We start from the raw sequence: 11,535 nt of genomic DNA, 5'->3' as shown, positions 1-11,535 counted from the left end.
AATCCTCGGCGAGGTCACGTCAACCGAATGCCGAAATTACTTCACCGAGGCTGGCTATGCCCAACCTAAATTCATCCCGCTCTAGGGCAGCATATCTGATCGACAAACTGGGTGTTCTTGTCGACGTGTCAGTGGCGCTTGGCTTGCACCAGATAGGCCTCGATCTCGGTCTCGCCGAGCCACTTTGCCGCTTCCAGCCGATGCAGGCCCTCGACGAGGATATGGCGCTTGCCGTCATGGCGGACCTGGATCGGTGTCTTCATGCCGTTTTCGAGAATGTCCTCGGCCAGATGGCGGACAGTCTCGGGATGCAGCGTCTTCTTGCGCGCCGTCGGCACGTAGATCTCGTCGACCTTGACCTTTTGCACTCTGAGCATGCCGACCCCCGTGGCGGAAACGCCGCCCTTTGTGGAGATAGTCTCTTTGATCTCAAGGGCCAAGGGCGCGGCTAACGAATGCTGGCCCGATCGTTTCCATTTGACGCTGGACCGGCAGATCGCCGAAATGGCGGCCTTCGAACTTCTCCGGTGTTCATGACCCAACTGCCGACCGAGTTCCCCGATTTCGGACTGACGCCCGAGCAGCGCCGGCACGCAGTGCGCGGCCACTACTATGAATGGCCTGGCATGGATGGCGAGCGCAGCGAGATCTGGTGCTACAGCGACCGGTTTTCCTATCGCGCCGGCGAAACGGTAGCGCTCTATGTCAGTTCGACGGCCTCGCAGTTCAATATTGAGATCGTCCGAGACGGTGGCACCGAGACCAAGGTGTTCGAGAAGACGGGTATCGCGGCGCGCAGGCAGGACACGCCCGACCAATGTTCGGTCGAAGGCTGCGGCTGGGACGCCTCGTTCGAATTCCGCGTCGAGGCGGACTGGCCATCCGGCGCCTACCGGGTGACGCTGACCGCCGATGGCCGTGACCGCAAGCCGATCCATTGCCACCATATTTTCATCGCCGCGCCCCTGCCCGGCAAGAAGCCCGGCCGTGTGCTGCAGGTGGCGGCGACCGGGACGTGGCTCGCCTACAACACGTGGGGCGGCTCCAACCACTACCAGGGTATCACCGGGCCGGACCGCAACCAGTATTCGCCGATCGTGTCGACGCAGCGCCCCTGGTGCCGTGGCTTCGTGGTGCTGCCGAAGGGTGCACCACGCGTGCCGCTGGAAGTCGCCGTACCGCCGAAGACGGTGCCGCGCTATCCGCACATGGAATGGGCGCTCGCCACCGGCCATTCGAAGAAATACGCTTCGTCCGGCTGGGCCAGTTACGACAGCCACTTCTTCCGATTCGTCGAACAGGCCGGCTATCAGGTCGATCTCGCCAGCCAGCACGATCTGCATTTTTCGCCGGAAATTCTCGACGGCTATGACTGCGTTGTCTTTGTCGGCCATGACGAATACTGGACCTGGGAGATGCGTGACGCCGTCGACACCTATGTGACCCGCGGCGGCCATGCGGCGCGTTTTGCCGGCAATTTCATGTGGCAGACGCGGCTGGAGGATGAGGGTCGCCGGCAGGTCTGCTACAAATACCGCGCGCGCGCCGAAGATCCCGTCTATCGCGGCGGTGATGTCACCCGCGCCACCAATTCCTGGGAAGCGCCGGAAATCGGCCGGCCTGGTTCGGCGACCTTCGGGCTCAATGCGACGCGCGGCGTCTATGCCGGCTGGGGCGGTTGCGCGCCGCGCGGCGTGCGCGGCTTCCCGGTCTACCGGCCGGAGCACTGGGCCTTCGCCGGCACCGGCATCTACTATGGCGACCTGCTGGGCGCCGACAGCCATGTCTATGGCTATGAGGTCGACGGGCTCGACTTCGAGATACGCGACGGCCTGCCCTACCCCACGGAAACCAGCGGCGCGCCTGATGGCCTGCAGGTTCTCGCCGTCGGCATGGCCAGTCAGGTGGAAGAAAGTGCCGATATACCAATCGAGGACCAGTTCCTCACCGATGAGGATGGTCGCTTCACCGCCGAAACGCTGTTCGGCGAGGCGAGCGATGCCAATTTGGAAAAGGTCAAACGCGGCAACGGCATGATCGTCAATTTCCCGCGCGGCAAGGGCGAGGTGTTCCACGCCGGAAGCTGCGAATGGGTCGCCGGCCTGCTAAGACAAGACCCGATGGTCGAACGCGTCACAAAAAATGTCCTCGATCGTTACCTCGGAAAGTCCTGACATGTCGAAAGCCCAGACCGCCGCTCAAGACACGGAAGCCCGGCGAGAATCGCATTTGTTCTATCTGTCGAGCCTGCGCCGGCCGCTGATCGACCGCGCCGAGGGCATCTACATGTGGACGCAGGACGGCCGCCGCTTCATCGACGGATCGAGCGGCCCGATGGTCGCCAATATCGGCCATTCCAACCGCAATGTGCTGGACGCCATGAAGCGGCAGATGGATCGCGCCACCTTCGCCTACCGGCTGCATTTCGAGAACGAGCCGGCGGAGGAGCTTGCGCGGGAGCTCGCCGGCAAGCTGCCGGAAGGCATGGACCGTATCTTCTTCGTCTCGGGCGGCTCGGAAGCGACGGAATCCTGCATCAAGCTGGCGCGGCAATGGGCCGTCGCCACAGGCCAGGCCACCCGCTGGAAGGTGATCACCCGCTTTCCCTCCTATCACGGCGGCACGCTGGGTTCGCTGTCGATCACCGGCGACGATGCGCTTGCCGAAACGTTCGAGCCGATGATGCGGGTGATGCCGTCCGTGCCGGCGCCGAACGCCTGGCGCGACCGCGACAACCTTTCTATGGAACAGCGCGGCATCCGCTATGCCGACATGCTGGAGGAGAAGATCCTTGCGGAGGGCCCAGGCAGCGTGGTCGCATTCATCATGGAGCCGATCGGTGGTGCTGCCACCTCAGCCCTGGTGGCGCCGGACAGCTATTATCCGCGCATCCGCGAGATCTGCGACCGCTACGGCATCTTGCTCATCCATGATGAAGTGATGAGCGGCGCCGGCCGCACCGGCAAATTCCTCGGCGGCGATCACTGGAACTGCAAGCCCGACATTGTCGCGCTGTCCAAGGGACTTGGCTCGGGCTATGCGCCGCTTGGCGCATTGGCCGCACCGATGCGGCTGGTGCAGCCGCTGCTTGCCTCCGGCGGCTTCCAGCACGGCCATACCTATGCCGGCAACCCGCTGGCCTGCGCCGCCGGCCTGGCTGTCCTTGGTGAAATGGACCGGCTCGACCTGATCGCCAACGCGGCTGCCATGGGCGACGTGCTGATGGATGGGCTGAAGGCGCTGGCCAAGCGGTTTCCGTTCATCGCCGACGTGCGCGGCAAGGGCCTGCTCACCGGCGCCCAGATGGTCGCCGATCCCGAGACCTTGAAACCGATCGACCAGACCAAGAAGGCCACGGAGAGGCTGCTCGACCTCGCGTATGGGCGCGGGCTGATCATCTATGGCCGCAAGGTCAAGGGCGGCGTCGACAGCGACAATTTCATGGTCGCGCCGCCGATGATCGTCACTAGCCAGCAGGTCGGCGAGATCGTCTCCATCATCGGCGACTCGCTGGAGGTTTTGGCCTCCGAGCTCGACCTGCCGATCGAAGGCCAGGGGTAAAAGAATGGCACCGCGCAAAGTCATCATCACCTGCGCCGTCACCGGCTCGGTGCACACGCCGTCGATGTCGCCCTATCTGCCGGTGACACCGGACCAGATCGCCGCCGACGCGATCGCGGCGGCCGAGGCCGGCGCCTCTATCCTGCATCTGCACGCCCGTGACCCCAGGGATGGCCGCCCGACCGCCGATCCGGACGTCTACATGCAGTTCCTGCCGCGCATCAAGCAGGCGACCGATGCGGTGATCAACATCACCACCGGCGGCTCGTCGTTAATGACCTTGGATCAGCGGCTGGCTGCACCGCTGCGGGCCGAGCCCGAAATGTGCTCGCTCAACATGGGCTCGATGAATTTCGCGCTGTTTCCGATGCTCGACAAGCCACGGGAATGGCAGCACGAATGGGAGCCGCAGTTGCTCGAAGCGACGCGGGACACAATCTTCAAGAACACCTTCGCCGATATGGATGGCGTACTTGAGAGGCTGGGCAAGGGCTGTGGCACGCGCTTCGAATTCGAATGCTACGATGTCGGCCATCTCTACTCGCTGGCGCATTTCCGCGACCGCGGGCTGGTGTCGGGACCGCTGTTCATCCAGTTCGTGCTGGGCATTCTGGGCGGCATCGGCGCCGATCCCGACAATCTCGTCCATATGATGCGGATCGCCGACAAATTGTTCGGCGACGGCTACCAGTTCTCAGTGCTGGCCGCCGGCCGTCAGCAGATGCCGCTGATCTCGATCGCAGCAGCCATGGGCGGCAATGTCCGTGTCGGCCTGGAAGACAGTCTCTATGACGGCCGTCAGCTGGCGAAGTCCAATGCCGATCAAGTGCGCCGCATCCGTGGCATTCTCGTCGCTGGAGGTCGCCACCCCCGCCGAAGCGCGCGACATGCTGGCGCTGAAGGGTGGCGATCGGGTGGCGTTTTGAGAATCACTGAGATGGTTGCGTCCAGCCCGGCCCCCCTCTGTCCTGCCGGACATCTCCCCCTCAAGGGGGGAGATTGGCCGTCACAACGGCTTTCGCAAATCTCCAACGTCAGGGGATGGGCGGCAAGGCCAAAGCTGCGAATCTCCCCCCTGGAGGGGGAGATGTCCGGCAGGACAGAGGGGGGCGCCTGGGCGCCCTGCCTGTCGTGAGCAAACCATCAGAAGTCCGCCTTCGCCCCGGCCGCGTGGAGGACGTCGATACCATCCACGCATCGATCCTGAAACTTGGGACCCACATCGGGGCACCGGAAGAGATCATCTCCACCGCCGACGATCTCCGCCGCTATGGCTTTGGCGAAAAACCCGCCTTTTCGACCCTGATCGCCGAAGTCGGCGGCGAGTTCGCCGGTCTCTGCCTATATTTCCCGATCTTTTCGACCTGGATGGGGAGGCCTGGTGTCTATGTGCAGGACCTCTATGTCGAGGACCGTTTTCGCGGCCGCAAGATCGGCGAGCGGCTGCTGCGGCACGTTGCGGCGCAGTGCCGGAAAGACGGCGGCGCCTATCTCCGACTTTCCGTCGACGCCGACAATGAGGGCGCCAAGTCCTTTTATGAAAGGCTTGGCATCGCCTGGTCGAGCTACGAGCAGACGCAGAAGATCACCGGCGAGGCTTTTTTCGCCTTCGCCGATGCGACCGAAAACGGGGAGCAGGAATGAAAACCTTCTATGCCGAGGAACAGAAGCGCCACGATCCCAAGGCCTTTCTTTCGAGCGGTGCGGCGCAGCCCAATCCGGAACAGCCGGACCGCGTTGAGAGGTTATTAGCCGGCGCAAAAGCAGCCGGGTGCGAGATCGTGCGGCCGCGCAATCACGGGCTCGGACCGGTCGCAGCGGTGCATACACCGGAATATCTGGATTTCCTCGAGCATATCTACGCTCGCTGGCAGCGCATCGAGGGCGCGTCGGCCGAAGTGATCCCCAACATCCACCCGATCGCGCGCAACGGCTCCTATCCGGCCTCTGCGGTCGGCCAGGCCGGCTACCACATGGCCGACACCGCTTGCCCAATCTCGGGCGAGACATGGCAGAGCGCGCTGTGGAGCGCCTGGAGCGCGGTCGAAGCCGCCGAGGCGGTGATTTCAGGCGCGTCGGCCGCCTATGCTCTGTGCCGCCCGCCCGGCCACCATGCCTTTGCCGATGTCGCCGGCGGCTTCTGTTTCATCAACAACTCGGCCGTCGCCGCGCAGGTCTTGCGCAGGACGGCTTCGCGCGTCGCGATCCTCGATGTCGACCTGCATCACGGCAACGGCACGCAAGGGATCTTCTATGCACGGCCCGATGTTCTCACCGTCTCGCTGCATGCCGATCCGGTGCGCTTCTATCCGTTCTTCTGGGGCCACGCCGACGAGCGCGGCGAAGGGCCCGGCCTCGGCTACAATTTCAACCTGCCGCTGCCGCGCAAATCCACTGATGCGGCGTTTCTCGAAGCACTCGAGGTGACATTCCAGCGCATTCGAGCCTTTTCGCCCGACGCGCTGGTCGTGGCACTCGGCCTCGACGCGTTCGAGGGCGACCCGTTCGGCGGACTTTCTGTGACGACACCGGGTTTCGCGCGCATCGGCGAGGCCATTGCCAAGCTCGGCCTACCGACGGTGATCGTCCAGGAGGGCGGTTATCTCTGCGACGAACTCGGCGACAATCTCACCGCCTTCCTCACCGGCTTCGGCTGCACGTCGCGGTGACCTCGTTGCGAAAGCGCGTCAGGGTCGTTCCTGCCTGAGCATGGCGATGACCCGGTGCACGCTCTCCAGCGTCTCGTCGATTTCGGCCGCCGTATTGTAGTGGGCAATGCCGATGCGCACGACACCTTGCTCAGCCGGAATGCCGAGTTGGTGGACGATCTCCCAGGCATAGTTGTGGCCGGACCACAGGAAAATGTTTTCGGCGTTCATCTGCCGCACTATCGTCTCCGGCACGATGCCGTCGACGGTGAAGGAGACGGTCGGCACGCGCTCGCCAATCCGCTTCGGATCGGTGATGCCGTGGATGGTCAGACCCTCGATATCGGACAGACCTTCGATCAACCGTTGCGCCAGCGGGTTTTCGTAGGCGATCGAGACTTCAAATGCCTTGGCAATCTTCTGCCTTCGCGATCCACCCTCGCCCCATGCCGTGCCAAGGTCGGCAAAATAGTCGACCGCGGCCGTGAGACCGGCCATCAACTCGATTTGCGGCGTGCCCAGTTCGAACCGCTCCGGCAGCCCATTCGACGAGCAGCGGCATTTATAAGGTTTCAGGCCATCGATGACGTCGCGCCGCCCCCACAAAATGCCCATGTGCGGACCGAAGAACTTGTAGGCCGAGCAGATCAGGAAATCGCAGCCAAGCTGCTGCACGTCGATCAGGCCATGCGGCGCGAACTGGACGGCGTCGACATAGACCAGCGCACCGGTCTGTTTCGCAATGGCGGTCAGCGCCTTCACGCGATTGATGGAACCGGTCAGGTTGCTGGCATAGTTCAAGGCGACCAATCGCGTCCTGTCTGAAAGCAGGCTAGCGAGCGTTGCCTCTTCGACCTGCCAGCTCTTTTCGTCGAATGGCAGCCGGCGCACGACAAGACCGAGATCCTCGGCCAATTGCAGCCATGGCGAGACATTGCCCTCATGGTCCATGCGGGTGAGGATGATCTCGTCGCCGGGCTGCATCGCGCGGCCGAGCGTGCGCGACATGTGATAGGTCAGCGTCGTCATGTTGGCGCCGATGATGATTTCCTCGGAGCTCGCCGCACCGAGGAAATCGGCCATCGCCTGATGCGCGTCGTCGACGACAGCTTGCGCGGCAATCGTCGTTTCGAAATAGCCGCCAAGGTTGGCGTTGGTGGCCAAGAGACAGCGCGAAACGGCATCCGCTACTGCCTGTGGCACCTGCGTGCCGGCAGGGTTGTCGAGATAGATGCGGCGACGGCCCTTGTCGGTCAGGGACAGCGCCGGAAATCGTTCGCGGACCAGCTCTATCGGAAAATTCATTGTCGCCCGCTCCCTTGGAATTATCGAGTATTCGGCCACATCCAATCCCGTTCAGGGACAGGGATTGCCGACCCGCTGATGGATCGCATCCACCGCCTTCTGCATCTCTTCGGTCCAGACGATTTCCACGGAAGACAGCGCCATCTCGAGCTGCGAAAGGGTCGTCGCGCCGACGATGTTGGAGGTGACGAAGGGCCGGCTTGAGACATAGGCATTGGCAAACAATGCCGGCTCCAGGCCAAAGGAGCGCGCCAGCTCATTGTATTCGAGCTGCACTTGCGCCGCGTTGGGCGTCTCATAGCGCTGGCCACGATTGAACAGCTGCGAGCGCGACCCTTGCGGGCGCGCGCCATGATCGTATTTGCCGGTCAGATAACCCTGCGCCAGCGGCGAATAGGGAAGCAACGATACCTGCTCGCGTTCGCAGACCTCGGCGAGGTTCACCTCGAAAGTGCGGTTGACGAGATTGTAGGCGTTCTGGATCGACGCAACGCGCGGGCCGATCCCTTTGTCAGCCTCGGCAAGGAAACGCATCACGCCCCAGGAACTCTCGTTCGACAGGCCGAAATGGCGGATCTTTCCCGCCTTCACCAGATCGTTGAACACGGCAAGCGTCTCGGCGATCGGTGTTTCGTCGGCCGGTGCGCCGACAGAATCGGCGCGCGGCGATACAGCACCGATGCGTGTCGGATTGGCGCCCCAAGGGATGTCCCGTTCCGGCCAATGGATCTGGTAGAGGTCGATGTAGTCGGTGCCGAGCTTGGCCAGCGATTTTTCGATGGCGTCAAAGATATCGGCGCGCACCAGTCGCGACGGCCTGTCGCCGCGAAACCACCGGTTGGCCGTGCGACCGACGACCTTGGAGGCAAGGATCACCTTATCGCGGTTGCGGTTGGCCTTCATCCAGCTGCCGATGATCTTTTCGGTCCACCCTTGCGTCTCCGCCTTGGGCGGGATCGGATAAAGCTCGGCGGTGTCGATGAAATTGACGCCGCGCGAGAAGGCCAGGTCCATCTGCGCATGGCCCTCGGCCTCGCTGTTCTGCTGGCCCCAGGTCATGGAGCCCAGGCAGATCTGGGTAACAAGAAGATCGGTCCGACCGAGACGGCGTTTGTGCATGGAAATCTGCTCCGGAGGAAAAGGGTGCGGCAGCGCGGGGGAGGAAGCCCCATCCTACGGAAAGCAGAGGCACTCTCCAAGCCTCGCCAGACCGACTTTTGCGTGAGCCAGCCGCGTTCAGCGGCGAGCGGCGGCCACCGCGCGCCGCTTGGCCTCGTCGATCAGCATATTGGCGACCTGCATGCGGATCATGGCGCGCTGGCGCAGATGCGGCGCGACGCGGTCCGGATGATTGGCAAAGGCAAAACTGCGGCGCATACGGCTGAAATCGGCGATTTGCTTGGGCTGGTTGAGACCAAGTTCGACGGAGATGGATTCCGGATCGATCGGCGGCAGCTCCTCCTCGGGCTTTGGCTCTTCGCCTGCCAGAGCCAGCTTCGCATGATCGAGCAAGGCGGCGAATTCGGACGCCAGATCGGCGCCGGCCTCGCGATATTCGGTGGCGGAAACCTTGATGCGGCCGGAATGGAGTTCATCGGCCACCGAGAGATAATCGAACGGGATGGATGGACGAGCGCGGGCCTCGTCGCCCCCAATTCCGTCGCCCTTGTCGGAGGCGACGAAGAGGTCGTCGAGCAACGAAGCAAAATCACGCTTGGCGCCAGTGCCGATGTCTGCCTCCCCTTGCCCGACTGTGCAAGCTTCAGAGCATATAACCGGCTCGTTAAAATTGCATGCCGTCGATCTTAACGAAGATAGCCGTTGCGCGGGTGCGCCGCTTCAACTCCTCAAGCCCAGAAATGAAAAGCCGGACCGCACTTTCATGCGGTCCGGAATTCGCCAGGAGTGGCGAGGAAGAACGGCCATAGCCAGCATTACGATGCGGTCCGCCAAAAGTTTCGGTCGGTTCAGGAAATGGCGAAAAACTCCGCCAAGACATGGCAGGCATGCAAATGCTGCACTGCACAATCGTCACGATTCAGCTATACTGGTGGCCGTGGAGGACCAATTAGGGGCTTGAATCATGAGTTTCTTCACTGAAATGTTCGCCCGGCCGCGGCCGCAGGAGCATCTGAGATACCGTTCGGCGCTCGCACTGCTCGATGCGATGAGCAACGCCGACCGCGCCGACATCGGTATCAAGCCGGCCGATTTCCCCCGCATCGCCCGCGAAATGTCCGTTCGCTAAACGTATCGAGCCGCGAGATGTCCCGGATCAGTCCGGGACTTCTCGAAGACATCGATCCGTTAGCGCGATCCCAGGAACGTCGCCTTGCCCAGCGGCACGCCGTTGTGGCGAAGGATGTCGTAGGCGGTGGTGAGGTGGAAATAGAAGTTGGGCATGGCCACATGCAGCAGATACTGCAGGCCCGGCATCGAGCTTTCGCGTCCGCCAAGCTTCAATTCGATCATCTTGTCGTCCGAGCCGTCGAACTCGGCCGCCGAAAATGTCGCCAGTAGGTCCAGGGTCTTCGCGATGCGCGCCTGGACATCGGCGAAACTCGCCTCGTTGTCCTCGTATCTGGGCACCTCGCGCCCGGCGAGCCGTGACGGCGCGCCCTTGGCATGGTCGGTGGCGATCTGCACCTGCCGGGTCAAAGCATACATGTCGGGCGCCAACCGCGACGTCAAAAACACCTGCGGGTCGATCTTGCGGTCAATCGCATTCTGTTCGGCGGTCGCAAGCACATTGGAAAGTGCTTTCAGCCTGGCCGAAAACACAGGCACGGATGCCTCATACATCGATATTGCCACGTCAAATCTCCTGTCCGGCCGAACGCCGGCGGATGCGACGTAGCGCCTTCGCACACGATTCTTCAAGACCGCCGAACCAGCGTCACCACGTTGCCGCAATCGCCATGGAATCTCCCATCGAGCGGAGATACCCGATGAGACGCGCCCTTTTCGCAGCGACTGCCTTGCTCGCCCTTGCCCCGATCGGCCAGACGGCCCTGGCCGCCGAAGGTGCGCCGGAAACGCCCTATGTCGACGATCGGTCGAGCGCCGACGCGGTGGTCCGCTCGCTGTACAGCGCCATCAACCGGCATGAATTCGCCCGCGCCTGGGGCTATTTCGGAGATACGAAGCCGGCTAAGGATTTCGGCAGTTTCGTCAAGGGCTATGACGGCACCGACAAAGTCGAGGTCGAGACCGGGGCCGTTTCGAACGAGGGCGCCGCCGGCAGCATTTTCTACAACGTCCCCGTAGCCATCCGCGCCACCGACAAGAGCGGCGGCGAGAAGGTCTTTGCCGGCTGCTATACGCTGCGCCAGGTGAATGCCCAAATCCAGGCCGCGCCGCCCTTCGATCCGATCCACATCGAAAAAGGCGCGCTTAAGCCTTCCACCGCCGATTTCGAAGAGGCATTGCCGCCAAGCTGCGGCGACGGGCCGCCGCCGCCGAGGAAGGACATGGCACTGGAAAAGGCCAAGAAGGCCTTTCTGGCGACGTATGGCGACCAATGCGACAAGCAGTTCCTGGCCGATGAGCCGGAGGTCTTTTCGATCAAATACAAGGACAAGAATGCGCAGCCCGGCGATCCTGACAAGGAAACACGGCTGTTTCATTTTTCGTGTTCGGCCGCCGCTTACAATGAAAATTCGGTCTACTACATGACCGACGAGCTTTCGGCGGTGCAGCAATTGCAGTTCGCCGAACCGGAGACCGATATCCGCTACGAGAACAACGACAGTGACGGCAAGCTGTTGAGCGTGACGGTGATCGGCTTCCACACCACCGGATGGGCCACCAATTCCGACTATGGCCCGGACGCCCATACGATCACCACGTTCAACAAATGGCGCGGCATCGGCGATGCCTCCGACTCCGGCACGTATTTGTTCCGCAACGGTGATTTTTCGCTGGTCCAGTACGACGTCGATGCATCCTATGACGGCGAGGAAAATCCGCAGACAGTTGTCGACTACAACACCGCGCCGTAGGCAAGACTCGATTCAAGAAC

The 11,535-nt window shown here is 62.5% G+C and carries 11 protein-coding genes and 1 pseudogene; 7 read left to right on the top strand and 5 right to left on the bottom strand.

The genetic code is table 11. The features are described from left to right. Positions 1–128: 128 nt before the first annotated feature. Positions 129–377, bottom strand: coding sequence for a ParB N-terminal domain-containing protein (locus NKI20_RS21805; RefSeq protein WP_013532091.1), 249 nt, complete (start codon positions 375–377; stop codon positions 129–131). A gap of 156 nt (positions 378–533) precedes the next feature. Between NKI20_RS21805 and NKI20_RS21800 the strand changes: the two genes are divergently transcribed. The 5 genes and pseudogenes from NKI20_RS21800 (at position 534) to NKI20_RS21780 (ending at position 6,230) form a co-directional block, all read left to right on the top strand. Next, positions 534–2,174, top strand: coding sequence for a N,N-dimethylformamidase beta subunit family domain-containing protein (locus NKI20_RS21800; RefSeq protein ID WP_352834095.1), 1,641 nt, complete (start codon positions 534–536; stop codon positions 2,172–2,174). Between the two features lies 1 nt (position 2,175). Continuing rightward, complete coding sequence (locus tag NKI20_RS21795) at positions 2,176–3,561, top strand: aminotransferase family protein (RefSeq protein WP_352834092.1); 1,386 nt, start codon at positions 2,176–2,178, stop codon at positions 3,559–3,561. 4 nt (positions 3,562–3,565) lie between these two features. Beyond that, positions 3,566–4,487: pseudogene (kce, locus tag NKI20_RS21790) on the top strand (3,5-dioxohexanoate:acetyl-CoA acetone transferase). A 205-nt stretch (positions 4,488–4,692) separates the two neighbouring features. Next, positions 4,693–5,205, top strand: a complete 513-nt coding sequence (locus NKI20_RS21785) for a GNAT family N-acetyltransferase (protein ID WP_352834089.1) — start codon at positions 4,693–4,695, stop codon at positions 5,203–5,205. Then, complete coding sequence (locus tag NKI20_RS21780; RefSeq protein ID WP_352834086.1) at positions 5,202–6,230, top strand: histone deacetylase family protein; 1,029 nt, start codon at positions 5,202–5,204, stop codon at positions 6,228–6,230. The genes NKI20_RS21785 and NKI20_RS21780 overlap by 4 nt, the downstream gene beginning before the upstream one ends. Positions 6,231–6,248: 18 nt before the next feature. Here NKI20_RS21780 and NKI20_RS21775 read toward each other — a convergent pair whose 3' ends face one another. From NKI20_RS21775 to NKI20_RS21765, 3 genes are all read right to left on the bottom strand, one after another. Then, a complete protein-coding gene (locus NKI20_RS21775; protein ID WP_352834083.1) occupies positions 6,249–7,514 on the bottom strand; it encodes a cysteine desulfurase-like protein in 1,266 nt (421 codons plus the stop codon). Between the two features lie 51 nt (positions 7,515–7,565). Further along, positions 7,566–8,633, bottom strand: coding sequence for an aldo/keto reductase (locus tag NKI20_RS21770; protein WP_352834080.1), 1,068 nt, complete (start codon positions 8,631–8,633; stop codon positions 7,566–7,568). Between the two features lie 117 nt (positions 8,634–8,750). Further along, positions 8,751–9,212, bottom strand: coding sequence for a hypothetical protein (locus NKI20_RS21765; protein ID WP_352834077.1), 462 nt, complete (start codon positions 9,210–9,212; stop codon positions 8,751–8,753). A 385-nt stretch (positions 9,213–9,597) separates the two neighbouring features. Here NKI20_RS21765 and NKI20_RS21760 point away from each other — a divergent pair, with 385 nt between their 5' ends. Beyond that, positions 9,598–9,762: a DUF1127 domain-containing protein gene (locus NKI20_RS21760; RefSeq protein ID WP_023759496.1), complete on the top strand. Its 165-nt coding sequence runs from the start codon at positions 9,598–9,600 to the stop codon at positions 9,760–9,762. 59 nt (positions 9,763–9,821) lie between these two features. Here the strand turns inward: NKI20_RS21760 and NKI20_RS21755 are convergent, their stop codons facing one another. Further along, entirely contained in the window at positions 9,822–10,328 is a 507-nt protein-coding gene (locus NKI20_RS21755; protein ID WP_352834075.1) for a DUF1993 domain-containing protein, read from the bottom strand. 134 nt (positions 10,329–10,462) lie between these two features. Here NKI20_RS21755 and NKI20_RS21750 point away from each other — a divergent pair, with 134 nt between their 5' ends. After that, the gene (locus NKI20_RS21750) at positions 10,463–11,515 is read left to right on the top strand and encodes a DUF1176 domain-containing protein (protein WP_352834072.1); all 1,053 of its coding nucleotides are present in this window, start codon (positions 10,463–10,465) and stop codon (positions 11,513–11,515) included. Positions 11,516–11,535 lie beyond the last annotated feature (20 nt).

This window comes from Mesorhizobium sp. M0830, from assembly GCF_040319965.1.
GTDB lineage: Bacteria > Pseudomonadota > Alphaproteobacteria > Rhizobiales > Rhizobiaceae > Mesorhizobium.
This window is presented reverse-complemented; position numbering and strand designations above follow the sequence as displayed.